Raw genomic sequence first — 26,558 nt, 5'->3', positions numbered from 1 at the left:
TATATCAATTTGGTAAGGGGTGTTTTTATTGTTTAAAAATCGTATTACAATTAAGGACAAGCCAGATTATTTTCTGCTTTCGATAATTTTACTATTGTTACTAATTGGAATTGTAATGGTGTACAGTTCTTCTTATATATGGGCTGAATATAAATACGCAGATTCATTCTATTTTGTTAAACGACAGCTATTATTTGCAGGGGTGGGTGTAGCTGGGATGTTATTCTTCATGTACATCCCATATAGTAATTGGGCAAGATACTCGCGTATAATTCTTCTAGTATGCTTTGGACTATTATTACTAGTGTTAATTCCGGGAGTAGGATTGACGCGCGGAGGAGCGCAGAGTTGGATTGGTGTTGGTGCATTTAGTATTCAGCCATCAGAGTTTATGAAACTGGGACTTATCATTTTTTTATCGGTATACTTGTCTACAAATCAAAAATATATTACATCATTTAAAAAAGGTTTCTTTCCAGCGTTAATTCTTGTTTTTGCTGCTTTCGGATTAATTATGCTCCAGCCGGATTTAGGGACAGGAATGGTATTGGTATTAACCTGTATGATTATGATCTTTGTATCTGGTGCAAGAATACTACACTTCGCTGGGTTGGGGATGTTAGGTCTTGTAGGTTTTGCGTTATTAATATTATCAGCACCTTATCGTATTAGTAGAATTACAGCTTTTCTTAACCCATGGGAAGATCCACTAGGAGATGGGTTTCAAATCATCCAATCACTGTATGCAATTGGACCAGGTGGATTAATGGGTGTTGGATTAGGAAATAGCCTACAAAAGTATTTTTATTTACCAGAACCACAAACTGATTTTATCTTTGCTATTCTTGGTGAAGAGCTTGGATTTATTGGTGGAACAATATTGTTGGTTTTGTTTATTCTTTTATTCTGGCGTGGAATCCGAGTAGCTATTGAAGCTCCAGATTCATTTGGAAGATTCTTAGCACTTGGTATTGTTTCCATGCTAACAGTTCAAGTCATGATAAATATTAGTGTTGTAATAGGCCTAATACCTGTAACTGGTATAACGCTGCCCTTTTTAAGCTATGGAGGGTCTTCTTTAACACTCACACTTTGCTCAGTTGGCATATTACTTAATATAAGCAGATCGGCAAAATTATAAATTAGGTAAATTTTTATATAGAAAACTATTAACTGTGTACTATATGTTTTCTAGAATAGTATGTTATAATTTACCTAGCTCTTTAAAACGGCATCACATATGCCGTTTTAATGTGTTAATTTTTCTAAAAAGGAAAGAATAGGAATGAGCAAAGAGAAGATTGTTTCAATAGAGGACCGTATTCCAAAATTGAAACAAGCCCGTAAAAAGAAGGCCAATCGACGCCTTGTATTTTACCTATCTATTTTTTTCTTCTTAATATCTATCATTGTCTATCTCCAGTCTCCACTTAGCCATGTGAAAACAATTGCTGTTACAGGGAACTCGTTTTATCCAGAGCAAGAGGTTATAGAGCAAAGTGGAATTCAAGACGATACGAATATATGGACGATTAATAAAGAGGAAATAATTCGAACGTTGGAAAACAATCCACTAGTTAATTCGGTAACTGTCGAAACGAAGCTACCTTGGACTGTAGAAATCCATTTGATAGAACATGAGCGAATTGGTTACATAAAAAAGGATAATAGCTATTATCCAATTTTGGGAAATGGAACGGTATTAACACAAAGCAAAAAAGATCAGTTAACTGGAGATGCTCCATTACTTGTTAATTTTACAGAGGACGAAACGTTAATTAACATGTCACAGGAATTAAGCAATCTCCCTACAAAAATACTAAATATTATTTCAGAAGTCCATTGGGCACCTACTGACAGCAACAAGAACGAAATCATCTTGTATATGAGTGACGGTTATATGGTGGAAGCCTCAGTTCGTGAGTTTGCTGAAAGGATGACTGTCTACCCATCAATTGTAGCGCAATTAGAACCAGGGAAAGAAGGAATTATTCATATAGGTGTCGGAGCGTATTTTGAAGCTTTTGTTCAGGAAGCGGATGAAGAGGAAGCTGATTCTGAAGAAGAAGTTCAAACAGACGGACAGAATTAATGAAATAATAGAGAAGTAATGTAATATCCATTTTTTTCTAAGCGTAGTTTTCTAGTTTTTTTGAGAAATATCTATTATATATTTCTTTTTTTAAGAAAATCCTTTAAAATAGTAGATTATAGTATAGTATTAATTAGATAATAGAAGTAATCATTGCACTAGACAATCTATTAGTTATCTTGATGCTTCTGAATTAGGAGGTGCCTTTGTTGAACAACAATGACATACTTGTCAGTCTTGATATAGGTACAGCAAAAATTAAAGTAATAATTGGAGAAGTTTTAAATGACTCACTAAACATTATTGGTGTTGGCACTGCTAAATCAAATGGAATGAAAAAAGGTGCTATTGTCGATATTGATCAAACCGTTCACTCAATACGTAGTGCTGTTGAACAAGCAGAACGAATGGTAGGAATGCAAATTGATAGTGTAGTAGTCGGTATCAGTGGCAATCACATTCAATTGCAGCCTTGTCATGGTGTTGTAGCAGTACAAAGTGAAAACCGAGAAATAACAAATGAAGATGTAAAGCGTGTAATTGATGGGGCTCAAGTAATTTCGATACCACCGGAAAGAGAAATCATTGATGTTATTCCTAAACAATTTATAGTGGATGGGCTAGATGAAATTACTGATCCAAGAGGAATGATTGGCGTTCGCTTGGAAATGGAAGGAACAATTATTACCTGCTCAAAGACCGTACTACATAATATTCTTAAATGTGTTGAACGAGCGAATTTACAAGTAGCAGATATTGTTCTCCAACCATTAGCAGCCGGAACAGTTGCGCTTTCAAAGGACGAAAAAAACTTGGGAGTTGCATTAATTGATGTAGGTGGGGGTTGCTCTACCGTCTCCATCTTTGAAAATGACCACATTGTTTCAACGAGTGTTGTTCCACTTGGTGGCGATAATATTACGAAAGATTTATCAATTGGCTTACGGACTTCAACTGAGGAAGCTGAAGATATTAAAATAAACCATGGTCATGCATTTTACAATGATGCCCAAGAGGATGAAGTATTTGAAGCGTCCATAATTGGAAGTAATGCCAAGCAAACCTTTAATCAGTTACAAATAGCAGATATGATCGAAGCTAGACTCGAGGAGATTTTTGCTTTTGCTGAAAGAGAAATCCGGAGAATGGGATACCAAGGATTACCAGGTGGTTATGTATTAACTGGTGGAACGATGAAGATGCCTGGGGCACTTGAACTTGCAGGAGATTTGTTCCAAGCAAATGTTCGAATTGCAATCCCGGATTATATCGGAGTAAGAGAAGCACAATTTACAGCTGGTGTAGGAATCTTACAGTTTGCCTATCATAATGCAAAGATTCAAGGGAAAGAATTATTTCCAGCTATTAGCACATCGATGGAAGAACCAAAACCAAAACGGGTAAAAAAACAACCGACAAAAACAACAAGTACAAGTGAAAATAATAAAAAAGAATCTGGAATTGCTAATTTATTTAAGTATTTCTTCGATTAATCAGCGTTCCCATACTAAAATTAGCTTCTAGAAATCTTGTAATTTGCACATTAGGAGGAACGAAAATGTTAGAGTTTGATACAAGTATTGACCAATTAGCTACGATAAAGGTTATCGGTGTCGGCGGCGGCGGAAATAATGCTGTTAACCGTATGATTGACCATGGTGTTGAAGGTGTTGAATTTATTGCAGTTAACACAGATGCTCAAGCGTTAAACCTATCGAAGGCTGAAATAAAACTACAAATCGGTGGAAAGCTTACACGTGGACTTGGGGCAGGAGCAAACCCTGAGGTAGGGAAAAAGGCTGCCGAGGAAAGCAAAGAACAGTTAGAAGAAGTACTACAGGGTGCAGATATGATCTTTGTTACTGCTGGTATGGGTGGAGGAACTGGTACTGGTGCAGCACCTGTTATTGCACAGATTGCGAAGGATTTAGGAGCGCTTACTGTAGGTGTTGTAACAAGACCATTCTCTTTTGAGGGAAGAAGAAGATCTTCACAGGCGGTTTCCGGTATAGATGCATTAAAGAGCAATGTCGATACGTTAATTGTTATCCCGAACGATCGTTTACTAGAGATTGTAGATAAAAATACGCCAATGCTAGAGGCATTTAGAGAAGCAGACAATGTTTTACGTCAAGGTGTCCAAGGTATTTCAGATTTAATTGCGAAACCAGGCTTGATAAACGTTGACTTTGCCGATGTTAAAACCATTATGTTCAACAAAGGATCTGCGTTAATGGGAATTGGTATTGCAACAGGAGAAAATCGTGCAACAGAAGCTGCAAAGAAAGCTATTTCTTCTCCATTATTAGAAACTTCTATCGATGGTGCACACGGTATTTTGATGAATATTACTGGCGGAACGAATTTAAGTCTCTATGAAGTACAGGAAGCAGCTGATTTAGTAACGAATGCTGCCGATGAAGAGGTAAATGTTATCTTCGGTTCTGTCATTAATGAAGATTTAAAGGATGAAATCATTGTAACAGTTATCGCAACTGGATTTAATGAAACCAAGAAAGTAGAGCAACCGACGAGACAACGCCCTACTGTAACCCATAATCAGACCGCTGCTACTAGAGCAAATGATGATTATGTAAAAGAACCTACTCAACAAAGTAGACCAAAACAAGAAGAGGATGTTTTAGATATTCCTACCTTCTTACGAAACAGAAATCGTAATCGATAAATAATATGTTTAAAGGACGTATCATCTTGGATGATACGTCCTTTTTTATTCATTTTGCTATGAATTATCTTATGGAAATGCTCGACATAACTAGTTGAAATTAGCATTATTTTGCATACAAGAAGTGACAGACTTCGCTTATTAACTAAGCTATACTTCTTTTTATACTAAAACTTTGTACAGACTTATAAGAGAACTAGATAATGCCACAGCTCTAAGAACAACGGATGGATACTTATTATTAATTGTCAGTTCTTCTTATAAGTCTAGGATATGCACTTAGTCCGTCAAGAAAGGAAGCGTATCATGACCATATACCTTGATGCGGTTTGGGTATTAAATCTTCTTTTGGACATGATGCTGTTATTGCTTACACAAGCACTATGTAGGGAGCATACATCCAAAATTAGATTAGTGCTTGGAGCATTTGTTGCGTCCCTTATTGTGCCAATTACTCTTTACTTTCCTGAGTCCTACATCACGACCGTAATTGGGAAGATAGTATATTCTATTCTAATTATTTTGGTTACATTCCGATTTGTATCGGTAAATCGAACGATGAAGCAACTTTTACTATTCTATTTTGTATCCTTTGCCATTGGAGGTGGATTATTCGCTGCGCACTATTTTTTACAAGAACCAATAGCTTTATCGACTTCGGGAATCTTTTCCTTTAGTAGTGGTTATGGAGACCCAGTGAGTTGGATGTTTGTAGTAATTGGATTTCCAATTGCCTTTTGGTTCACGAAGAGCCGTATGGACAAGCATGCAATAGAAAAGATTCGATACGACCAATTATATAATGTAACGCTTATGATTAAGAAGAGAACATTCTCTACGTTTGGATACATTGATAGTGGCAATCAATTAGTTGACCCATTAACAAAAAGACCAGTTGTTATCTGTGATGAATCCTTCTTAATTCAATGGTTTGAACAGGAAGAATGGGACCAATTAAAACAAGCAGCTGAAGAAATTAATGTTGACAAGATCCCAGCCGGTTGGGAAGAGCACATAAAAATCGTGCCATTCCAAGGAGTAGAAGGGAAAAGCAACTTATTGTTTACAATTAAACCAGATGAATTAACCATTTTTTATGAAGGGCAACGAATTGTTTCTACAAAGCTTTTAGTTGGCATTCAATTTGCTGCCTTAACGAAAGACAAACGATACCATTGCTTATTAAACCCACAAATCATAAAATTAGCTGCTGTACACTCAGCATGACGAAAAGGAGCGATACATGGTGAAGAAACTTAAAATTAGAATGCGATTATGGTGGTACAGATTATTAATAAAACTAGGGATTAAGTCAGAAGAAATATATTATATAGGTGGAAGTGAAGCACTGCCACCACCCTTATCAAAGGAAGAAGAGAGTGAACTGCTTGTATTACTAACGAAGGGAGATTCTTCGGCACGATCAGTATTGATTGAACGTAACCTGAGATTAGTCGTTTATATTGCTCGTAAATTTGAAAATACAGGAATCAATATTGAAGATTTAATAAGTATTGGAACAATAGGATTAATTAAGGCTGTAAATACCTTCAATCCGGAAAAGAAAATTAAGCTAGCTACATATGCGTCGAGATGTATTGAAAATGAAATTCTCATGTATTTGAGAAGGAACAATAAACTAAAATCTGAGATTTCTTTTGATGAACCATTAAATATTGATTGGGATGGAAATGAGCTATTACTGTCCGATGTTTTAGGGACGGATGATGATATCATCACGAAAAATTTAGAAACGAAAGTAGATAAACATTTACTCCAAGATGCTTTATCCCAGCTGAATGCACGAGAAAAACAAATAATGGAGCTACGCTTTGGCTTAATTGGCGAAGAAGAAAAAACGCAAAAAGATGTTGCAGATATGTTGGGAATTTCTCAATCCTATATTTCTCGTCTAGAAAAGAAAATTATAAGACGACTTAAAAAAGAATTTAATAAAATGGTGTAGCCTTGATACTACAATAATCGATAAGGATTTTCATCGTGATTGGGTGATTTACATTGCATAAATTTTCCCTCTAGAGGAGATACTGTCCATGAACAGCATCTCCAACTGGGAGGGTACAGAATGACTAGACATAAAGTTGTAATATGTGGTGTTGATACATCCAAACTACCTGTGTTAACCAATGAAGAAATGCGTGAATTATTTATTAAAATGCAAGAGGGGGATATATTTGCGAGAGAAGATCTAGTGAATGGAAACTTACGTCTTGTATTGAGTGTCATCCAACGATTTAACAATCGTGGTGAATATGTAGATGATTTGTTTCAGGTTGGTTGCATCGGACTTATGAAATCCATTGATAATTTTGATTTAAGTCATAACGTAAGATTTTCAACCTATGCCGTACCGATGATAATAGGTGAGATTCGTAGATACCTACGTGATAATAATCCGATTCGTGTATCTAGGTCATTACGTGATATTGCCTACAAGGCATTACAAGTACGTGAAAAGCTTATAAATAAAACGTCTAAGGAACCTACTCCAGCTGAAATTGCCGAGGAGATGGGTGTACCGCATTCTGATGTGGTATTTGCAATGGACGCTATACAAGACCCCGTATCATTATTCGAACCAATCTATAATGATGGTGGAGATCCGATCTATGTTGTGGATCAGATTAGTGATGAAAAGGATAAGGACGATTCTTGGGTTGACAAGCTTTCGTTAAAAGAGGGAATGTATCAACTCAATGAAAGAGAAAAGATGATACTTAATAAACGCTTTTTCCAAGGGAAAACGCAAATGGAAGTTGCTGATGAAATTGGTATATCGCAAGCACAGGTTTCACGCTTAGAAAAAGCTGCAATTAGTCAAATGAATAAGCAAATGTTTGAGTAAATAAATACTTAAATAAACAAAGAGGAACAGATTATTGGATCTGTTCCTCTTTGTAGTTCATAAATACATACGCAACAATATGTCTTATCGATAAAAGTAACAGATTCTACTCTGAATGAACTTCTCTGTCACTGCATATATATTTCTACTAAGGCAGGTGAATCGGATGATTAAATTATCAGAGCTACAAGTGAAAGAGGTTATCATCGTTAATGATGGAAGAAAATTAGGTCATATCTCAGATTTGGAGATTGATCCAGATAGAGGTAAAATAATTGCTTTGGTCATCTATTTACGTGAGAAAAAAGGAGGTTTTTTTGGAAAACCAGAGGAATTAATGATATATTGGGAGCAAATCGTAACAATAGGTTCTGACGTAATTCTAGTCAAAGATGTTGATGGTCCAAGACTATACATTGATTAATCTTATAAATGAATCATGAATCAGTAGTTGTTACATATAGGGGGTATCCTATCACCATGCAAGAAATATTCCAGTACGATGACAAATCATTATTGCAATTAGATAAATGGCAAACGATTAATCCAGGATTACGAGCTGGCTTTACCTCTCGTAATGGTGGAGTAAGTCAAAAACCCTTCTTTACGAATAACCTGGGATTACATGTGTTTGATCATAAGAATGATGTGATATTGAATCGACAAGGATTGTCTGAAACAGTCGGTATACCCCTATCGAATTGGGTAGCAGGAGAACAAGTGCATCAAACATCTATTCATATAGTTGAAGCAGGAGATGCTGGGAAGGGCTCAACTTCAACTGATTCTGCTATCAAAGGTGTAGATGGACTAATAACAAAGGAAAAAGGAATACTTTGTACGGCTTTTTTCGCTGATTGCGTACCATTATTCTTTTTTGATCCGATTACGGAATATATCGGAATTGCTCATGCTGGCTGGAAAGGAACAGTTGGCCAAATTGCAGAAAAAATGGTAAAAGAATTAAGAGCACTAGGGGTTAATGTGGAGGATTTATTAGTAGCAATAGGACCATGTATTTCGAAAGAAAAATACGAAGTAGACGAATATGTTAAGGAGCGTATCCCAATTAAGCATTGTGAGAATGTGCTAACACCAATAGGTAATGAGCATTATTTACTCGATTTAAAGCAGTTAAATGTCGAAATTCTTTTACAATCAGGGGTCATTCGTAATAATATAGATATAACAAATTTTTGCACATTTAGCGATGATGCATTATTTTTTTCACATCGTCGTGATAATGGAAAAACAGGTCGTATGCTAGGATATATTGGATATACCCGTTAGTATTAAGGAGGAGATTGGGCAGTAATGGACGTATCACATAATTTAGAAATGATACAAGCAACTATTCAAGAAGCTTGCGGTAAAAGTAAACGAAGTCCGAAGGAAATAAACATCATTGGTGTCACGAAATATGTTACAATAGAAAGAACAAAGGAAGCACTACAAGCAGGAATTGAACACCTTGGCGAAAATCGTCAAGAAGGTTTCATGGAAAAGTATGAGCATTTTGGTAAACAGGCGACATGGCATTTTATTGGAAGTCTACAAACTAGAAAAGTCAAAGAAATTATTGATAAGGTAGATTTTATTCATTCCTTGGACAGACTGTCATTAGCCAAAGAAATTGATAAAAGGTCCGAAAAGACAGTAAATTGCTTTGTGCAAGTAAATGTAAGTGGGGAAGAATCCAAACATGGAATGAAGCCTGATCAAGTAGTTCCTTTTTTAGAAGAGATTTCGAAATACTCGAAAATTAAAGTTGTAGGTCTTATGACGATGGCTCCGCATACAGATGATGAACAGGTTATCCGAGGTGTATTCCGTGATTTAGCTGAACTAAGAAATGCAATAAAGGAAGAACATTATCAACATGCACCTTGTGATTTCTTATCCATGGGCATGAGTAATGATTATCATCTTGCAATAGAAGAAGGTGCAACCCATATACGAATCGGCTCTAAATTAGTTGGTTCTTAATAAGTGAGGTGGAAATATGAGTATTAAGAATAAGATTAAAACATTTTTCACGATGGATGATGAGTATGAGTATGAATATGTGAATGAAGAAGTGAGTGAGCATGCCAGTAATACGAAGCAAGGAAGTAATGTCATCAATTTACAGAGTGTGAAGGCTTCCTCCTCTAAAGTGATTCTTTGCGAACCTAGAACCTATGAAGAAGCACAGCAAATCGCCGATAATATTGTGAACAAACGTGCTGTTGTCATTAATCTACAGCGTGTCGATCATCAACAAGCTAAACGAATTGTTGACTTTTTAAGTGGTACGGTTTATGCAGTCAATGGTGTTATTCAACGTTTAGGTTCACAAACGTTTCTCTGCGCTCCTGATACAATTGATGTTTCAGGTTCTATTTCTGAAACATTGGAAGAAGATACTGATAAAGGATGGTAATGTAGATTATGTGGTTATATCATATATTTAATACACTCTCAATGGCTTTGCACATATATAGTGTTGGGTTGATTGTTTATATTTTTATGTCCTGGTTCCCTGGTGCTAGAGAATCCTCGTTTGGTAGTTTTATGTCAAGAATATACGAGCCATACTTAGAGCCATTTAGAAAATTTATTCCGCCATTAGGCTTGATCGATTTTTCTCCAATTGTTGCTATCTTGGTTTTACAGTTAGCAGGGACTGGAGTTAGAGAGTTGTATAATATGCTTGCTCCTATCATACTTGGGTGACCCTATTAGATGGATATTTATCAACATTTTAGAAAAGAGGAACATGGATTTATTGATCGGGTGTTGTCGTGGAAGGAAGGAGTAGAACGCTCTTTTCAAGCAAAGCTGACAGACTTCCTTGATCCGCGGGAGCAGCAGGTTATTGAGATGCTAATCGGTACTACAAGTGATGAACTACAAGTGAAGTTCTTTGGTGGTGGCAAGTACTCTGAACGAAAGCGAGCAATTATTGCGCCGTACTACGAGGAAATTACAAATGATTCCTTTGATATTTCATTAGTACAAGCCTCGTATCATGAGAAATTTGTCACTGTTGCACATCGAGATGTATTAGGAGCTTTCTTATCATTAGGGATAACGCGTAAAAAACTCGGGGATATCTATGCTGCTGATGGTAAGATTCAAATAATTCTAGATAAAGAAATTATTTCTTACGTCATAATGAATTTAACAGGTATTAAAAGAGCTTCAATTAGGCTTGAAGAAGTACAGCTTAAAAATGTAATCGAAATAGAATCAGTCTGGAATGAATCCGAGAAAATCGTCTCATCCCTAAGGCTTGACACCATTGTTAAAGAAATATACTCCATTTCTCGTAAAGATGCCCAAGTTCTGATACAAAAAGGAATGGTAAAGGTTAATTATAGGGTTGTTGAAGATGGAAAATTTCTACTGCGAGAAGATGATTTAATCTCCTTAAGAGGAAGAGGGAGAAGTAAACTTATTGGAATTAATGGACAAACTAAAAAAGATAAATATAAAATAACAACTGCCATCCTAGAAATATAGTAAAGAATTACTTTTTGATATATAATGAGTATCAAGGAGTAGTTCTTTTTCAATTTTAAAGGGAAAAATTATCTGAAATTGCAGGAAATCCGTATTTTTTGTCGAAATTTATTGTTATACTAAAATTGCACTTATATTATTTATTGATTAAATAGGGAGGTTAGTATTATGCCATTAACACCGTTAGACATCCATAATAAAGAGTTTACAAGAGCATTTCGTGGATATGATGAAGATGAGGTTAATGAATTCTTAGATCAGGTCATTAAAGATTATGAAATTGTCATTCGTGAAAAGAAAGAACTAAAAGAAAAGCTAGAACAAATGAATGAAAAGCTTAGTCATTTTACCAATATTGAGGAAACATTAAACAAATCCATTCTGATTGCACAAGAAACGGCAGAAGAACTAAAAGGAAATGCATCAAAAGAATCGAAGCTAATCATAAAAGAAGCAGAGAAAAATGCAGATCGCATCATCAATGAATCGTTAAGTAAGTCTCGGAAGATTTCTATTGAAGTAGAAGAATTGAAAAAACAAGCTAAAGTTTTCCGTACAAGATTAAAAATGCTTGTAGAAGCTCAATTAGATATGATTGGTTCTGATGACTGGGAAGATTTGTTTGAAGCTGAGATGGGGAAAGAGCTGGAATTAGCGAATCAAGAGTCTTAAACCTTGACGTATGTAGGAATTTTACATATAATGCTTACACAAATAGTAATCAAAATAAAACCAAATACGATGACAGAGCTAGTATAAAAACAAGTACTTGTTAAGCGAGCTAGGAAATGGTGTAAGCCTAGTACAGTACGTTTTTAGAAGATCACTCTCGAGTATCCATTCGAACGAATAGCTAGTAGAAATGGACGCATTATTCACGTTACGAATATCGAGTGAATTTAAAATGGTAATCATTTTAAGTTTATAAGGGTGGTACCGCGAGTCTTCTCGTCCCTTTAGGGATATGAGAGGCTTTTTTTATTTCTTTTTAAAATATTTTGGAAGTAATGAATTGTTTGAATGAAAAATAAGGAGGATATGATCAGTGGATTATAAAGAAACTTTACTGATGCCAAAAACGGAATTTCCGATGCGTGGAAATTTGCCAAATAAAGAACCGAAGCGTCAAGAGCAATGGGAAGCAGAGAATTTATACGATAAGGTCCAAGAAAGAACAAAAGGTAGACCATTATTTATCCTTCATGACGGTCCTCCATATGCAAATGGTGACTTACACATTGGGCATGCGTTAAATAAAATTTTAAAGGATTTTATTACTCGTTATAAATCAATGACTGGCTATCATGCACCATATATTCCAGGTTGGGACACTCATGGTTTACCAATTGAAACTGCTCTTACAAAGAATAAGAAAGTTGACCGCAAAAAACTATCGATTGCAGAGTTTAGACAGCTTTGTGCTGAGTATGCGATGGGACAAATTGATAACCAACGCACACAGTTTAAACAGCTGGGAGTACGTGGCGATTGGGATAATCCTTATATGACACTAACAGAGGACTACGAAGCTGCGCAAATCAAGCTATTCGGAGATATGGCAAAAAAAGGGTATATCTATAAAGGATTAAAGCCAGTATATTGGTCTCCATCTTCAGAATCTGCACTTGCAGAAGCGGAAATTGAATATTACGATAAGCGTTCTGCATCCATTTATGTTGCCTTTGAAGTAACAGATGGTAGGGGTGTTGTAGAAGAGGGCGACAAAATTATTATTTGGACAACAACACCTTGGACAATTCCAGCAAACCTAGGAATTAGCTTACATCCAGCTATCGATTATGTACTTGTGGAAGAAAATAAAGAAAGATTTGTAGTAGCGTCAGCCTTATTAGAGACAGTATCGAAAGAGTTAGAGTGGGAAAACCCTCAGGTTGTTAAGAGCTTTAAAGGAGCAGAATTAGATCGTGCAACAGCGAAGCATCCATTCTATGACCGAGAATCTCTTGTAATGCTAGGTGATCATGTTACAACAGATGCAGGGACTGGATGTGTACACACTGCACCAGGTCATGGGGAAGATGATTTCTTTATTTCCAAACAATATGGATTAGATGTTTTATGTCCTGTTGATGAAAAGGGTGTATTTACAAGTCAAGCACCAGGTTTTGAAGGCTTATTCTATGATGAAGCGAATAAAGTAATTACGGAGAAGCTTGAATCAGTGGGAGCACTCTTAAAGTTGGCATTTATCACACACTCCTATCCACACGATTGGCGAACTAAAAAACCAACAATTTTCCGTGCGACAGCGCAGTGGTTTGCATCGATTAAGGATTTTCGTCAAGATATTTTAAATGAAATCAAACAAGTAAAATGGTACCCAGCATGGGGGGAAACGAGACTGTATAACATGGTTCGTGATCGCGAGGATTGGTGTATTTCTCGTCAGCGTGCATGGGGAGTTCCTATCCCAGTCTTTTATGGTGAAGATGGAACACCAATTATTACCGATGAAACAATTGACCATGTATCCAATCTGTTTGCTGAGCATGGCTCGAATGTTTGGTTTGAGCGTGATGCCAAGGACTTATTACCAGAAGGATTTACTTCTGAGCATAGTCCTAATGGAAACTTTACAAAAGAAACAGATATCATGGATGTATGGTTTGATTCTGGTTCTTCGCATGCTGGTGTTCTACTACAACGTGAAGACCACAGGAGACCTGCTGATATTTATTTAGAGGGAAGTGACCAATATCGTGGTTGGTTTAACTCTTCCTTATCAACTTCTGTTGCTGTTACTGGTAAAGCACCATATAAATCGATAATTAGTCATGGGTTTGTACTAGATGGAAATGGTCGTAAAATGAGTAAATCATTAGGAAATGTCGTACTTCCAAGTAAAGTATTAAAGCAATTAGGTGCTGACATTTTACGGTTATGGGTTTCATCTGTTGACTATCAAGCAGACGTTCGTATCTCAGATGACATCTTAAAGCAAACATCAGAAGCATATCGTAAAATTCGTAATACGTTCCGTTTCATGCTTGCGAACCTTGCTGATTTTAACCCGGAAACAGATGGGGTTTCAGAATCAGAAATGACGGAAGTAGACCGTTATATGTTACATCGTCTGCAGCAACTTGTAAAAGAAGTTAAAGAAAGCTATGAAAAATACGAGTTTTCTCCTATTTTCCATCGAATTCATAACTTCTGTGCAGATGATCTAAGCTCGTTTTACCTTGATTTTGCAAAAGATGTGCTATACATTGAATCAGAGGATAATCTCAGACGTAGAAGCATCCAAACGGGCTATTACGAAATTTTAACAACATTAATTAAACTGTTAACACCAATTATTCCTCATACAGCTGATGAGGTCTGGGAATATATTCCTGGTGTGAATGAGTCAAGTCCACAATTAACAGACATCCCTGAGCCTAGAGTAATTGAAGGCTTTGAAGGGTTAGAGAATAAGTGGAATCACTTCATGGCTGTTCGTGATGATGTCTTAAAAGCATTAGAGGAAGCAAGAAATGAAAAAGTTATCGGTAAATCCTTAGAAGCTAAGATTACAGTTGTACCCAAAGATCAAGATACAAGAGAGGTACTTCAAGCAATTGAAGATATCCATCAGCTCTTTATTGTTTCAGAAGCGGTTATAACAGATCATGCAGAAGGAGCAACAGCATATCGCCTTGTTGATGTACTCGTTGAAAAACACCCTGGTGAGAAGTGTGAACGTTGCTGGATTGCTTCAGAAACCGTTGGTCAAAGTCAAGAACACCCAACATTATGTTCTCGTTGTGCAGACGTTGTGGAGAAACATTATACGGTTTAAGGAATTATTGTGTATCGAAAGACCAAGTCACAGTGGCTTGGTCTTTCTTAGTAATCAATTATGTCAATATGTGGCAAGCTGATGCCAAGATAAACCGGGCCAATGCCTGGTGAAGTAGCTTATGCAACAACTAAGGGGGCTATTGATGCACATACAATTACATTAGCGGCAGATCTAGCTCCTTTAGGAATTACGGTTAATGCTGTAAATCCAGGTCCTACTGATACAGGTTGGATGACAGAAGAAATTAAAAGCCAGTTGTTCCCAAAATTTCCTTTTGGACGAATCGTTGTCCCAAAAGATGCGGGAAGAATTGTTAAATTTTTAGTCAGTGAGGAAGCGGAGTGGAATACTGGTCAAATTATCTATTCAGAGGGTGGATTTAAGCGATAGGATGAGGGTGTAAAGATAACGAGGCATTCATGTCATTTTCCTTTACTAATTTAAATGCCCCTCATTATCATTGAATTTTGCTACGATACAGTATAAGATTAACTAAGGATTTTAATAGTTATTTATAAATTAAACATTAACTTACAGAGAGCAGTTGGAATCGGAGGACGGAGAATGTATCGTTACTATATTTTAGCAATTGTTGTTATTGCAATTGATCAATTGACCAAATATCTTGTGGTAAAAAATATGGAGTTATACGAGCAAATACCAATTATAGATAATTTCTTCTATTTAACATCACATCGAAATCGTGGTGCTGCATGGGGGATTTTAGAAGGAAAAATGGGCTTCTTTTATCTCATAACAGTTGTTGTCATAATAGGGGTTATTTTTTATCTACATAAATTCGGAAAAAATAACAAGCTGTTTGCAGTTGCCCTTAGCTTAATTCTAGGAGGTGCTATCGGTAACTTTATCGATCGTATATTCCATCAAGAAGTAGTAGATTTCTTTGACTTTGTCATATTTGGGTATGATTTTCCTATATTTAACATTGCGGACTCTGCCCTTACCATAGGTGTGGTTTTTGTTATTATTGCGACAATATTAGATGAGAAGAAGCAGAAAGGAAATGCTTAAATGTTATTACAACATGTCGTTACAGAATCTGAGGCTAAAACAAGAATTGATAAAATAATCTCTAACGTAAACCAGGAACAGTCTCGTTCACAAGTGCAATTATGGATTAACAAAGAGCTTGTAAAGGTGAATGGTGAGATTGTTAAGGCAAATTATAAATGCCAAGAAGGGGACCTTATTACATGGTCCATTCCTGAATCTGAGCCACTTGATATTGAACCCGAGAATATACCGCTAGCAATTCTATACGAGGATAAGGATTTATTAGTAGTCAACAAACCGAAAGGGATGGTTGTGCATCCTTCAGCTGGACATCAACGTGGTACATTGGTAAATGCTCTACTGTATCATTGTGATGATTTGTCTGGTATTAATGGTGTTGAACGACCTGGCATTGTTCATCGTATTGACAAGGATACAAGCGGACTATTAGTAGTCGCTAAAAATGATAAAGCACATTCATCCCTTGCAGAGCAATTATCAAATAAAGAAGTAGAACGCAAGTATGTAGCTGTCGTTCATGGGGTTATCAATCATGATACAGGTATGGTCGATGCACCAATAGGTCGAGATCCTAAAGACCGACAAAAAATGAGTGTTGTTGAAAATGGAAAGCATGCAGTTACTCACTTCCAAGTGTTAAATCGTTTTCAAGAATACACACATATTGAATGCCAGTTAGAGACTGGAAGGACACACCAAATTCGTGTTCATATGCGATACATTGGGTTTCCATTAGTGGGTGATCCAAAGTATGGACCGAGAAAGACATTAGATACCGAGGGACAAGTATTACATGCTAAAGTCCTTGGTTTCAAACATCCAACAACAGGTGAATGGCTACATTTTGAGGCTGAACCTCCAGCTTATTTTGTGGAGTTGCTTACAACATTAGAAAATATGTATTGACAGCTTACATGATTTCTGAAATAATGTAACAAATGAATAAGAGACCTTTAATTCAGTCCAGAGAGGCTAAAAAGGAAGCGGATTAAGTCGTAGGGATACGTCTATATAAAACCTTTTTTCCTCATGGAGAAAAGGTTTTTTTATTGAGGTGATAAAATGAACAAGAAAACAGAAATTCTAGACCAACAAGCAATCAATCGAGCACTTACTCGTATTGCACATGAAATACTTGAAAAAAACAAAGGTGGAGAAGACCTTGTAATTGTGGGTATTAAAACGAGAGGAGTTCCGCTTGCGAAACGAATACAAGAAAAGATTATGAAGATTGAGGAATTAACCTTGCCAATAGGTGAGTTAGACATTACGTTATATCGCGATGATTTGCAGAAAGCAGTTGAGAATAATGAACCTGAAATTCGAAATACGGATATTCCGGTTGATTTAACGAATAAGAAAGTTATTTTAATTGATGATGTGTTGTATACAGGAAGAACAGTAAGAGCTGCAATGGATGCAGTTATGGACTTGGGAAGACCATCGCAAATACAGTTAGCAGTATTAGTTGATCGTGGTCATCGAGAATTACCTATCAGAGCTGATTATGTTGGAAAAAATATACCAACATCTGATAAGGAAATCATTGTGGTTCAACTTGATGAAATAGATCGCGTCGATTTAGTTTCGATCTATGAAAAGTAAATAAGGTAGGGACCTTTAAATAAATCCAGAGAGGTTTACAAGGTTGCTTTGTTCATGTGTACGATTTCCTACTACACGTGTACCTCTTTGCGACCAAAATTGCAAAGAGGTTTTTTTATGCAACAAACAGTCACAATATTAGGAGGAGACATGGAACATTTTATATCTATTAATCAATTATCAAGTGACAAGATTATGCAATTACTAGATTCTGCTTCTTCCTTCCAGAAGAATAGTCCTACATTCTCGAAGCAAATATTTGCAGCCAATTTATTTTTTGAACCGAGTACGAGAACGAAAATGAGTTTTATTGTGGCTCAGAAAAAGCTTGGACTGGAAATACTGGACTTTCAAGCCGATTTCTCCAGTTTATTAAAAGGTGAGTCCTTATACGACACGGTAAAAACCTTCGAATCAATCGGTGCAGATGTTGCCGTTATACGTCATGAAGCAGACGATTGGATAACAGAATTAAGCACCGGTATTAACATCCCAATTATTAATGCTGGCGCAGGAAAAGCAGAACATCCTACACAATGTATGTTAGATCTATTAACCCTATATCAGGAATTTGGAAGTTTTGAGAATGTAAAAGTCGTGATTGTTGGTGACATAATACATAGTCGGGTAGCGAAGTCAAACGCCCTTGCCCTCCAACGTCTTGGTGCAAAAGTCTATTTAAGCGCAGCACCTGGATATGAGGATAATTCACTTGATTTTCCATATGTGACCATCGATGAAGCTGTAAAGCTTTGTGATGCATTGATGCTACTACGAATTCAGCATGAAAGACATGATACTCAGTATAAAACCATGGATTACCTAGAGAACTATGGGTTGACCAAACAACGCGAGAATGCCATGAGGAATCATGCAATTATTTTACATCCTGCACCAATTAATCGAGGTGTGGAAATAGAGGATGAATTAGTGGAATGTAGCCGTTCTAGAATTTTCAAGCAAATGTCTAATGGTGTCTATGTCAGAATGGCTATTTTAAATCATGTACTAAAAGAATGGGGGATTTCTAAATGAAGCTATTGTTAAAAAATACTAGAACATTAACGGAAAACGGTGAATTTGAAGCATGCGATGTTTTAATAGTAGAGAATATGGTTCAAACGATAAGTTCGTTCATTGAAATAGAGGATGTTGATAGAATAATTGATTGTCAAGAACGACTACTGGTACCAGGATTTATTGATGTACATATCCATTTGAGGGAGCCAGGAGGAGAACATAAAGAAACGATAAAGACAGGGACGAAAGCAGCGGCCAGAGGTGGTTTTACTACAGTTTGTGCAATGCCAAATACAAACCCAGTCCCAGACAAATTGGAAACCGTACAGCAGCTGTTAGAACGAATTAAAAATGATGCACTTGTACGTGTACTTCCATATGCCGCAATTACAAAAGGGTTGAAGGGTGAGGAACTTACAAATATTGATCAACTTTCTAAGCTTGATATCTTTGGGTTTACTGACGATGGGGTTGGAATACAAGCAGCCGATGCAATGTATCGTGCAATGCAATTAGCTGCCCAAAATGGCAAAGCAATCGTAGCACATTGTGAAGATAATTCAATCGTATACGGTGGTGTTGTTCATGATGGTGCTGTGAGTAAACGCCTTGATTTACCAGGCATTCCTTCCCTTAGTGAATCTGTACAAATTGCACGTGATGTTTTATTAGCTGAAGCAACTGGCTGTCATTATCATGTTTGTCATGTAAGTACGAAGGAATCTGTTCGTGTTATACGAGATGCTAAAAAAGCTGGTATTAAGGTAACCGCTGAAGTGACACCTCATCATCTCTTACTAAGTGAAGATGCGATAGAACAAGATGATGCAAATTTTAAAATGAATCCTCCGCTGCGAAGTAAAGAGGATCAAGATGCTTTATTAGAGGGATTATTAGAGGGGACAATTGATTTCATCGCAACAGATCATGCTCCACATAGTTCTGATGAAAAGGCACAAGGAATGCTACATGCACCATTTGGAATTGTTGGTTTAGAAACTGCTTTCCCACTACTGTATACCTACCTTGTAAAGCAGAACAAAATAACCTTAAAGCAACTAGTAGATTGGCTAACAATTAAACCAGCATCTATTTTCGGTCTACCTTATGGCAAGTTAGCAGCAAATGTAGTAGCAGATTTAACATTAATTGATGTGGAAAGAGAAATGAATATTGACAAACATACTTTTTATTCCAAGGGTAAAAATACACCATTTCACAATTGGAACGTAACTGGAGTACCAGTTTTAACCATATGTGATGGAGAAATTGTCTATGAGGAGGATTTTCATGTCTAAACGAAAGTTAGTCTTAGAGGATGGAACAATATTTATTGGGGAAGGGTTCGGTAGTAAACGAGAGATTAGTGGAGAGGTAGTATTTAATACAAGTATGACAGGATACCAAGAGATAATATCTGATCCGTCCTACTGTGGACAAATTGTAACACTAACCTATCCCCTTATAGGAAACTATGGCATCAACCGGGATGACTTCGAAACAGTAGCACCATTTATTAATGGATTAGTTGTGAAAGAATATAGTGAATTTCCATCTAACTTTAGATGTGATGAGACGATATCTAGCTACTTAGAAGCACATGATATTCCCGGGCTTACAGGCATTGATACAAGGAAGCTGACAAAACGCATCCGAGAAGCAGGAACAATGAAGGGCTACTTAGCTAACATTGATGTTGAAGACAAGGTCATCCTGGATAAATTACAAGCTACTCCGGAATTACACAACCAAGTTAGGCATACATCCACCATAAAGCCCTATATTGTTCCAGGTCGAGGATATCGCATTGTATTAGTAGATTTTGGGATGAAACATGGGATCTTGCGCGAATTAACGAAGAGAAATTGTCATGTAACAGTTGTTCCTTACAATTATTCAGCTGAGGGAATTTTACGACTTAAACCAGACGGAATTATGTTAACAAATGGACCAGGAGATCCAACAGATGTTCCTGAAGCGATTGATATGATTAAACAGGTGCTTCCGTATATTCCGATATTTGGGATATGTCTTGGTCACCAGCTTCTAGCACTTGCATGTGGGGCAAAAACAGAGAAAATGAAATTCGGTCATCGTGGAGGAAATCATCCAGTACAAGATATCGTAACTGGTAAAGCCTTTCTAACCTCACAGAACCACGGCTATGCTGTAACAAGGTCATCCTTAGACGAAACGAATCTTGCACTAACACAAGTTGCTTTAAATGATCAATCTGTAGAAGGAATTCGTCATAAAATATATCCAGCATTTTCAGTTCAATACCATCCTGAAAGCTCTCCGGGACCAGAGGATTCCAATTATTTATTTGATGATTTTCTTGAGTTAATTAAACAAAATTTAGTAAAGCAGGAGAGTGAAGTGTATGCCTAGAAATAAAGACATCCAGAAAATACTCGTCATTGGTTCAGGTCCTATTGTTATAGGTCAGGCAGCAGAATTTGATTATTCGGGAACACAAGCCTGTCAAGCGCTACGTGAGGAAGGATACACCGTAATCTTAGCAAACTCAAATCCAGCTACCATTATGACGGATCAAACCGTAGCAGATAAAGTATACATGGAACCTCTGACAGTAGAGTTTTTAACAAAGATTATACGAAAGGAACAACCAGATGCACTCTTACCAACATTAGGTGGTCAGACTGGATTAAACCTAGCAGTTGCTTTAGATAAAACAGGGATTTTACAAGAATATCATGTGAAGCTACTAGGAACTTCATTAGAAGCTATTCAAAAGGCAGAGGATCGAGAAAAGTTTCGCGATCTAATGAGAGAAATACATGAACCTGTCCCTGAAAGTCAAATTGTGACAACGGTAGACCAAGCACTTGTCTTTGCAGAAGAAATTGGTTTTCCATTAATCGTTCGCCCTGCCTATACATTGGGAGGAACTGGAGGTGGTATGTGCTACGATGAGACAGATCTCAGAGAAATAACTCGGAATGGTTTAGCATTATCACCTGTGAACCAATGTTTAATTGAACGAAATATCGCAGGGTATAAAGAGATTGAGTATGAAGTAATGCGCGATAAAAATGATCAAGCGATTGTCGTGTGTAATATGGAAAATATTGATCCTGTAGGTATTCATACTGGAGACTCTATTGTTGTAGCTCCTTCACAGACATTAAGTGACAGGGAGTATCAGCTTTTACGAAATGCATCACTAAAGATTATTCGAGAATTAGAAATAGAAGGTGGTTGTAATGTTCAGCTGGCGTTGGACCCACATAGCTTTCATTATTACGTAATTGAAGTTAATCCACGAGTTAGTAGATCGTCAGCATTGGCCTCGAAGGCTACTGGCTACCCAATTGCGAAGATGGCAGCCAAAATCGCAGTAGGGCTTACATTAGATGAAATAATCAATCCAATTACTGGTAATACGTATGCGTTATTTGAGCCAGCTCTTGACTATGTCATTACAAAAATTCCACGCTTCCCATTTGATAAATTTGTGACAGGAGATCGGAAGCTTGGTACACAAATGAAAGCTACTGGTGAAATTATGTCCATTGGTAGGAACTTCGAGGAATCCTTACTAAAAGGAATTCGTTCCATGGATATTGGAACAGAGCAACTTTGGTTGCAAAGCGTAACAACTGAATCCGTGGAAACCATAAAATCACGGTTATCAAAAGCTGATGATGAAAGGATCTTTATCATAGCAGAAGCGATAAGAAGAGGAATAAATACTGAAGAAATTTATCAACTTACAAAAATTGATTTATTTTTCCTGAGGAAGATTGAAGGGATTGTTCACTTCGAACAAGTGATACAAGCCAATAAATTTGCTAACGATATATTACAAGAAGCAAAGCAGAAGGGATTCTCTGATGCTCATATAGCTAGGCTTTGGGAAATTTCAGAGGATGAGCTCTTTCAATATCGTATATCAGATAATATTTCGCCAGTATACAAAATGGTTGATACTTGTGCAGCAGAATTTTATTCAAGTACTCCTTACTTTTACAGCACTTATGAAGAAGAGAATGAGTCGTTTGCTTCAACAAATAAGAAAGTTCTAGTTCTCGGATCAGGTCCTATTCGAATAGGGCAGGGAGTGGAGTTTGACTATGCAACAGTACATTCTGTATTGGCTATTAAAGAAATGGGCTATGAAGCGATTATCATGAATAATAATCCAGAGACCGTTTCAACTGATTTTAGTATTTCCGATAAGCTTTATTTTGAACCACTGACTTTAGAAGATGTGATGCATGTCATTCGTCTTGAAAATCCGATCGGTGTCATTGTCCAATTTGGCGGACAAACAGCTATTAATCTAGCTGAAGGTTTGGCACGAAGAGGTGTCACCATCTTAGGGACAGATTTAAATGCAATCGATACAGCTGAGGATCGAGACAAATTTGAGTTGCTATTAGATGAACTTTCTCTATTACGTCCACAAGGAAAAGCGGTCAAACGAATGGAACAGGCAATTGAAGTTGCGGAATCTATTGGGTATCCAGTGCTTGTAAGGCCATCATACGTCATTGGTGGGAGTAGAATGGAAATTGTCTATAGTACAGACGAGTTACAATTATATTTAAATAAAACAGGCCATATTAATGATCGCCATCCTATTCTAATAGACAAATACATTACTGGAATTGAAATCGAAGTTGATGCGATTAGTGATGGTGAAACAACGATTGTTCCTGGAATCATGGAGCATATTGAACGGTCAGGTGTCCATTCTGGAGATTCAATTGCTGTGTATCCGCCACAGAGAATCTCAGAGAATGTAAAGCAAAAATGCTTTGAGGCGACGATGAAAATTTCTCATGCACTACGTGTAAAGGGGCTCGTTAATATTCAATTCATTATTCAAGAAGAAGCGGTATATGTACTAGAGGTAAACCCAAGAGCAAGTAGAACCATTCCTTTCTTAAGTAAAATTACGGGTGTTACAATGGCGAATCTAGCAACGAGATGTATCCTTGGAGAAAAATTAAATGACTTAGGCTATGAATCTGGTATTCTCCCGGAGACAAGTCAAGTATCTGTAAAAATTCCAGTATTTTCATTTGAAAAACTACGAAGTGTTGATACTATTCTTGGGCCTGAAATGAAATCAACTGGAGAAGCAATTGGTTATGATAAGACGTTAGAAAAAGCGTTGTACAAAGGCTTATTAGCAGCAGGAATTTCGGTCCCAAGTGAAGGTGCAGTACTGTTAACGGTTGCTGATAAAGATAAGGTAGAAATGCTTGAAATAGCTGAACGATTTCATCAATTAGGTTTTCAACTATATGCAACAGAAGGCACGGCGTCCTTTCTAAGAGGAGCGAATATACCAGTTGCTGAAGTTGCAAAAATAGGTGCCAAAGAACCCAATGTATTATCAATTATTGAACAAGGACAAGTACAATTTGTGATTAATACACTAACTTCCGGTAAACAACCAAGATCAGACGGTTTTATGATTAGAAGGTTCTCTGTTGAGCATGGAATTGCTTGTTTAACGAGTTTAGACACAGCTAACGCAATATTGAATGTCATTGATTCAACAACATTTAGTGCACGTCCAATATCGACAAAAGAGGCTGTTATATTATGATTCATAAAGAGCTAATGACGATTATATCCACCAATAGAATTGCAGAGGATTCAATTGAAATGGTCCTAAAGAATCCGTGTATTAGTGAAATAGCTATACCGGGTCAATTTTTGCATATTCGGATTGGCGAGAAAACATTAAGAAGACCAATTTCCATTGCTGACTGTAACCGAGAGCAACAAACCATTACGATTATTTTTAAAATAAATGGAGCTGGTACGGAAGAATTAGCTATGTATCGGTGTGGAGATGTTTTAGATGTGCTAGCTCCAGTTGGCAACGGCTTTTCCATTGATAAAGAGTCACCCTCCACTATTTTACTAGTTGGAGGAGGAATCGGTGTTCCACCATTATATTTCCTGGGAAAAACTTTAAAGGATAAAGGATATACGGTAGTGTCCGTATTAGGATTTCAACATAAAGCTAGCGTGTTTTATGAAGATGAATTTAAAGCCTTAGGAGAAACAATCATTGTAACGAATGACGGAAGCTATGGTGAGAAAGGCTTTGTTACGGATGTATTGGACAAAGTTCCAACCTTTGATTCCTACTATTCTTGTGGTCCAATCGTTATGCTCAAAGCACTATCTACAAAACTAGCTGGTAAAGAGGGCTATTTATCCTTAGAAGAACGAATGGGATGTGGAGTTGGAGCCTGCTTCGCATGTGTGATACCAACAAAGGATGGAAATGGCTATAAGAAAATTTGTAAGGATGGTCCAGTCTTTCATGCAGAGGAGGTAAGTCTATGACACAGCTGCGAGTAGAACTGCCGGGACTTAGCCTAAAAAATCCTATTATGCCTGCTTCTGGATGCTTTGGATTTGGAAGAGAGTATAGTGAATTCTATGACCTTAGTAAGCTAGGTGCTGTGATAATGAAGGCTGCAACAGGTAGTGAGCGATTTGGTAATCCCACTCCTCGCGTTGCGGAGACTGCTTCTGGTATGCTGAACGCTATTGGACTGCAGAATCCTGGGGTCCAAAAAATTATCGAAACCGAAGTTCCTTTTCTAGCGCAGTATAATACCAATATCATAGCGAACATCGCAGGAAGTTCCTTAGAAGAATATGAATATGTCGCTCGTTCCTTTAACGATACCTCTTTTGTTCATGCATTAGAATTAAATATTTCCTGTCCTAATGTTAAAGAAGGTGGTATCCAGTTTGGTACGAATCCCAAGATGGCAGCGCGTGTTACAGAAATCGTGAAGAAGGCAAGTAAATTACCAATCTATGTAAAGCTGTCGCCAAATGTTACGAACATTATTGACATGGCGAAAGCAGTGGAAAAAGCAGGTGCAGATGGATTATCCATGATTAATACGATTACAGGTATGCAAATCCACTTAACAGAGAGAAAACCAATTATAGCAAATAAAACGGGTGGATTATCTGGCGCTGCGATTAAACCAGTGGCTATCCGTATGATTTATGAAGTAAGTCAGCAGGTGAAAATTCCAATTATTGGTATGGGTGGAGTGCAAAGCGCTGAAGATGTTCTAGAGTTTTTATTAGCAGGAGCAAGTGCAGTTGCTGTTGGAACAGCCAATTTTCAAAATCCTTTTATTTGTTCAGACATTATTGATGCGTTGCCAAGTACGTTGGAAAAGTATGATTTTCAATCGGTACAAGAAGCGATAGGAAAGGGGATTTTAGTATGACAGACTCCATTTATTTAGCATTAGATTTCTCCAATAAGAAGACATTGGATCAGTTTTTAGAAAGCAATCAATTTCAGGGTATCCCTGTGAAAGTTGGGATGGAACTATATTATCGTGAGGGTCCAAAGATTATAGAGAGTCTTAAAGCAAACGGTCATCGCATTTTTTTAGACTTAAAATTACATGACATTCCAACAACCGTAATGCATGCTATGAATGTTATTGCTAGCTTAGAAGTGGATATGGTAAATATTCATGCGCTAGGCGGAAGTGAAATGATAAAACGAGCAAAGGAAGGTCTTGTGGAAGGGAATCCAAATTATCACACGAAACTTATTGGCGTTACCATGCTGACATCTATGGATAATAAACAGATGAACGAGGAACTATTAATACCTGGAGATTTGACAAAGAATACAGTATATCTTGCGCGATTCGCACAAGCTAATGGTGCTGATGGGGTAGTATGTTCTGTTCACGAAGCGAGCCAAGTGAAGAAGGCTTGTGGAGAAAGGTTTGTTACCGTTACACCAGGTATTCGATTAGTTGATACAGCTGTAAATGATCAAAAGCGTGTGGCAACTCCTAGCTATGCACGTCAAAATGGTGCTGACTATTTGGTTATAGGCCGGAGCGTGACACAAGCTGCTAATCCACAAAAAGCTTATCACCAGGCTGTTATGGAATGGGAGGAATGA

Annotated in this window: 25 protein-coding genes, 1 pseudogene and 1 other annotated feature; all 26 genes and pseudogenes read left to right on the top strand. The window is 37.1% G+C overall.

Annotation, left to right across the window (positions count from 1 at the left end; genetic code table 11):
• Positions 1–28: 28 nt before the first annotated feature.
• The 26 genes and pseudogenes from spoVE to pyrF all read left to right on the top strand — a co-directional run bounded on the left by spoVE (position 29) and on the right by pyrF (position 26,558).
• A complete protein-coding gene (gene spoVE, locus ABC228_RS05005) occupies positions 29–1,141 on the top strand; it encodes a stage V sporulation protein E (RefSeq protein WP_345823983.1) in 1,113 nt (370 codons plus the stop codon).
• 144 nt (positions 1,142–1,285) lie between these two features.
• Complete coding sequence (locus ABC228_RS05000) at positions 1,286–2,092, top strand: cell division protein FtsQ/DivIB (protein WP_345823982.1); 807 nt, start codon at positions 1,286–1,288, stop codon at positions 2,090–2,092.
• A gap of 209 nt (positions 2,093–2,301) precedes the next feature.
• Positions 2,302–3,585, top strand: coding sequence for a cell division protein FtsA (gene ftsA / locus ABC228_RS04995; protein WP_345823981.1), 1,284 nt, complete (start codon positions 2,302–2,304; stop codon positions 3,583–3,585).
• Positions 3,586–3,650: 65 nt separating this feature from the next.
• Positions 3,651–4,778, top strand: a complete 1,128-nt coding sequence (ftsZ, locus tag ABC228_RS04990) for a cell division protein FtsZ (RefSeq protein WP_345823980.1) — start codon at positions 3,651–3,653, stop codon at positions 4,776–4,778.
• A gap of 306 nt (positions 4,779–5,084) precedes the next feature.
• Positions 5,085–6,005, top strand: a complete 921-nt coding sequence (gene spoIIGA, locus ABC228_RS04985) for a sigma-E processing peptidase SpoIIGA (RefSeq protein WP_345823979.1) — start codon at positions 5,085–5,087, stop codon at positions 6,003–6,005.
• Between the two features lie 19 nt (positions 6,006–6,024).
• Complete coding sequence (gene sigE, locus ABC228_RS04980) at positions 6,025–6,744, top strand: RNA polymerase sporulation sigma factor SigE (RefSeq protein ID WP_345824163.1); 720 nt, start codon at positions 6,025–6,027, stop codon at positions 6,742–6,744.
• 120 nt (positions 6,745–6,864) lie between these two features.
• Entirely contained in the window at positions 6,865–7,644 is a 780-nt protein-coding gene (sigG, locus tag ABC228_RS04975) for an RNA polymerase sporulation sigma factor SigG (RefSeq protein WP_345823978.1), read from the top strand.
• Between the two features lie 166 nt (positions 7,645–7,810).
• Positions 7,811–8,068, top strand: a complete 258-nt coding sequence (locus ABC228_RS04970) for a YlmC/YmxH family sporulation protein (RefSeq protein ID WP_345823977.1) — start codon at positions 7,811–7,813, stop codon at positions 8,066–8,068.
• Positions 8,069–8,124: 56 nt separating this feature from the next.
• Entirely contained in the window at positions 8,125–8,934 is an 810-nt protein-coding gene (gene pgeF, locus ABC228_RS04965) for a peptidoglycan editing factor PgeF (RefSeq protein ID WP_345823976.1), read from the top strand.
• 24 nt (positions 8,935–8,958) lie between these two features.
• A complete protein-coding gene (locus ABC228_RS04960; protein ID WP_345823975.1) occupies positions 8,959–9,630 on the top strand; it encodes a YggS family pyridoxal phosphate-dependent enzyme in 672 nt (223 codons plus the stop codon).
• Positions 9,631–9,646: 16 nt separating this feature from the next.
• The gene (locus tag ABC228_RS04955; RefSeq protein ID WP_345823974.1) at positions 9,647–10,066 is read left to right on the top strand and encodes a cell division protein SepF; all 420 of its coding nucleotides are present in this window, start codon (positions 9,647–9,649) and stop codon (positions 10,064–10,066) included.
• Positions 10,067–10,074: 8 nt separating this feature from the next.
• Positions 10,075–10,359 carry a YggT family protein gene (locus tag ABC228_RS04950; protein WP_345823973.1) on the top strand — a complete coding sequence of 95 codons (285 nt, stop codon included), beginning with the start codon at positions 10,075–10,077 and terminating at the stop codon, positions 10,357–10,359.
• 9 nt (positions 10,360–10,368) lie between these two features.
• On the top strand, positions 10,369–11,148 hold the full coding sequence (locus ABC228_RS04945) for a YlmH family RNA-binding protein (RefSeq protein WP_345823972.1): 780 nt from the start codon (positions 10,369–10,371) through the stop codon (positions 11,146–11,148).
• Positions 11,149–11,316: 168 nt separating this feature from the next.
• Positions 11,317–11,820 carry a DivIVA domain-containing protein gene (locus ABC228_RS04940; protein ID WP_345823971.1) on the top strand — a complete coding sequence of 168 codons (504 nt, stop codon included), beginning with the start codon at positions 11,317–11,319 and terminating at the stop codon, positions 11,818–11,820.
• Between the two features lie 60 nt (positions 11,821–11,880).
• Positions 11,881–12,107, top strand: a binding site (T-box leader).
• 86 nt (positions 12,108–12,193) lie between these two features.
• Positions 12,194–14,950 (top strand): isoleucine--tRNA ligase, encoded by a 2,757-nt coding sequence (ileS, locus tag ABC228_RS04935; RefSeq protein ID WP_345823970.1) that lies wholly within the window; start codon positions 12,194–12,196, stop codon positions 14,948–14,950.
• Positions 14,951–15,046: 96 nt separating this feature from the next.
• Positions 15,047–15,343, top strand: a pseudogene (locus ABC228_RS04930) (SDR family oxidoreductase); the annotation flags it as partial.
• 174 nt (positions 15,344–15,517) lie between these two features.
• The gene (gene lspA / locus ABC228_RS04925; RefSeq protein WP_345823969.1) at positions 15,518–15,985 is read left to right on the top strand and encodes a signal peptidase II; all 468 of its coding nucleotides are present in this window, start codon (positions 15,518–15,520) and stop codon (positions 15,983–15,985) included.
• Entirely contained in the window at positions 15,986–16,894 is a 909-nt protein-coding gene (locus ABC228_RS04920; RefSeq protein WP_345823968.1) for an RluA family pseudouridine synthase, read from the top strand. It begins immediately after the preceding gene.
• 156 nt (positions 16,895–17,050) lie between these two features.
• Positions 17,051–17,593, top strand: coding sequence for a bifunctional pyr operon transcriptional regulator/uracil phosphoribosyltransferase PyrR (pyrR, locus tag ABC228_RS04915; RefSeq protein ID WP_345823967.1), 543 nt, complete (start codon positions 17,051–17,053; stop codon positions 17,591–17,593).
• Positions 17,594–17,788: 195 nt separating this feature from the next.
• Positions 17,789–18,628, top strand: coding sequence for an aspartate carbamoyltransferase catalytic subunit (locus ABC228_RS04910; RefSeq protein WP_427902210.1), 840 nt, complete (start codon positions 17,789–17,791; stop codon positions 18,626–18,628).
• Entirely contained in the window at positions 18,625–19,911 is a 1,287-nt protein-coding gene (locus ABC228_RS04905) for a dihydroorotase (RefSeq protein ID WP_345823965.1), read from the top strand. The genes ABC228_RS04910 and ABC228_RS04905 overlap by 4 nt, the downstream gene beginning before the upstream one ends.
• On the top strand, positions 19,904–21,004 hold the full coding sequence (gene carA / locus ABC228_RS04900) for a glutamine-hydrolyzing carbamoyl-phosphate synthase small subunit (protein ID WP_345823964.1): 1,101 nt from the start codon (positions 19,904–19,906) through the stop codon (positions 21,002–21,004). Before ABC228_RS04905 ends, carA begins: the two co-directional genes overlap by 8 nt.
• Positions 20,997–24,197, top strand: coding sequence for a carbamoyl-phosphate synthase large subunit (carB, locus tag ABC228_RS04895; RefSeq protein ID WP_345823963.1), 3,201 nt, complete (start codon positions 20,997–20,999; stop codon positions 24,195–24,197). Before carA ends, carB begins: the two co-directional genes overlap by 8 nt.
• Positions 24,194–24,949 (top strand): dihydroorotate dehydrogenase electron transfer subunit, encoded by a 756-nt coding sequence (locus ABC228_RS04890; protein WP_345823962.1) that lies wholly within the window; start codon positions 24,194–24,196, stop codon positions 24,947–24,949. Before carB ends, ABC228_RS04890 begins: the two co-directional genes overlap by 4 nt.
• Positions 24,946–25,860 carry a dihydroorotate dehydrogenase gene (locus ABC228_RS04885; RefSeq protein ID WP_345823961.1) on the top strand — a complete coding sequence of 305 codons (915 nt, stop codon included), beginning with the start codon at positions 24,946–24,948 and terminating at the stop codon, positions 25,858–25,860. The genes ABC228_RS04890 and ABC228_RS04885 overlap by 4 nt, the downstream gene beginning before the upstream one ends.
• Positions 25,857–26,558, top strand: coding sequence for an orotidine-5'-phosphate decarboxylase (pyrF, locus tag ABC228_RS04880; protein WP_345823960.1), 702 nt, complete (start codon positions 25,857–25,859; stop codon positions 26,556–26,558). The genes ABC228_RS04885 and pyrF overlap by 4 nt, the downstream gene beginning before the upstream one ends.

The organism is Ornithinibacillus xuwenensis (genome assembly GCF_039614845.1).
In the GTDB taxonomy this organism is placed as follows: Bacteria; Bacillota; Bacilli; order Bacillales; family Amphibacillaceae; genus Ornithinibacillus; species Ornithinibacillus xuwenensis.
This window is presented reverse-complemented; position numbering and strand designations above follow the sequence as displayed.

Bases quoted from the DNA above. Each gene is read 5' to 3' on its own strand.
- ABC228_RS05000 (WP_345823982.1), top strand. From the start codon at position 1,286: ATGAGCAAAGAGAAGATTGTTTCAATAGAGGACCGTATTCCAAAATTG.
- ftsZ (WP_345823980.1), top strand. From the start codon at position 3,651: ATGTTAGAGTTTGATACAAGTATTGACCAATTAGCTACGATAAAGGTT.
- spoIIGA (WP_345823979.1), top strand. From the start codon at position 5,085: ATGACCATATACCTTGATGCGGTTTGGGTATTAAATCTTCTTTTGGAC.
- sigG (WP_345823978.1), top strand. From the start codon at position 6,865: ATGACTAGACATAAAGTTGTAATATGTGGTGTTGATACATCCAAACTA.
- ABC228_RS04970 (WP_345823977.1), top strand. From the start codon at position 7,811: ATGATTAAATTATCAGAGCTACAAGTGAAAGAGGTTATCATCGTTAAT.
- pgeF (WP_345823976.1), top strand. From the start codon at position 8,125: ATGCAAGAAATATTCCAGTACGATGACAAATCATTATTGCAATTAGAT.
- ABC228_RS04960 (WP_345823975.1), top strand. From the start codon at position 8,959: ATGGACGTATCACATAATTTAGAAATGATACAAGCAACTATTCAAGAA.
- ABC228_RS04955 (WP_345823974.1), top strand. From the start codon at position 9,647: ATGAGTATTAAGAATAAGATTAAAACATTTTTCACGATGGATGATGAG.
- ABC228_RS04950 (WP_345823973.1), top strand. From the start codon at position 10,075: ATGTGGTTATATCATATATTTAATACACTCTCAATGGCTTTGCACATA.
- ABC228_RS04945 (WP_345823972.1), top strand. From the start codon at position 10,369: ATGGATATTTATCAACATTTTAGAAAAGAGGAACATGGATTTATTGAT.
- ABC228_RS04940 (WP_345823971.1), top strand. From the start codon at position 11,317: ATGCCATTAACACCGTTAGACATCCATAATAAAGAGTTTACAAGAGCA.
- lspA (WP_345823969.1), top strand. From the start codon at position 15,518: ATGTATCGTTACTATATTTTAGCAATTGTTGTTATTGCAATTGATCAA.
- ABC228_RS04920 (WP_345823968.1), top strand. From the start codon at position 15,986: ATGTTATTACAACATGTCGTTACAGAATCTGAGGCTAAAACAAGAATT.
- pyrR (WP_345823967.1), top strand. From the start codon at position 17,051: ATGAACAAGAAAACAGAAATTCTAGACCAACAAGCAATCAATCGAGCA.
- ABC228_RS04910 (WP_427902210.1), top strand. From the start codon at position 17,789: ATGCAATTACTAGATTCTGCTTCTTCCTTCCAGAAGAATAGTCCTACA.
- ABC228_RS04905 (WP_345823965.1), top strand. From the start codon at position 18,625: ATGAAGCTATTGTTAAAAAATACTAGAACATTAACGGAAAACGGTGAA.
- carA (WP_345823964.1), top strand. From the start codon at position 19,904: ATGTCTAAACGAAAGTTAGTCTTAGAGGATGGAACAATATTTATTGGG.
- carB (WP_345823963.1), top strand. From the start codon at position 20,997: ATGCCTAGAAATAAAGACATCCAGAAAATACTCGTCATTGGTTCAGGT.
- ABC228_RS04890 (WP_345823962.1), top strand. From the start codon at position 24,194: ATGATTCATAAAGAGCTAATGACGATTATATCCACCAATAGAATTGCA.
- ABC228_RS04885 (WP_345823961.1), top strand. From the start codon at position 24,946: ATGACACAGCTGCGAGTAGAACTGCCGGGACTTAGCCTAAAAAATCCT.
- pyrF (WP_345823960.1), top strand. From the start codon at position 25,857: ATGACAGACTCCATTTATTTAGCATTAGATTTCTCCAATAAGAAGACA.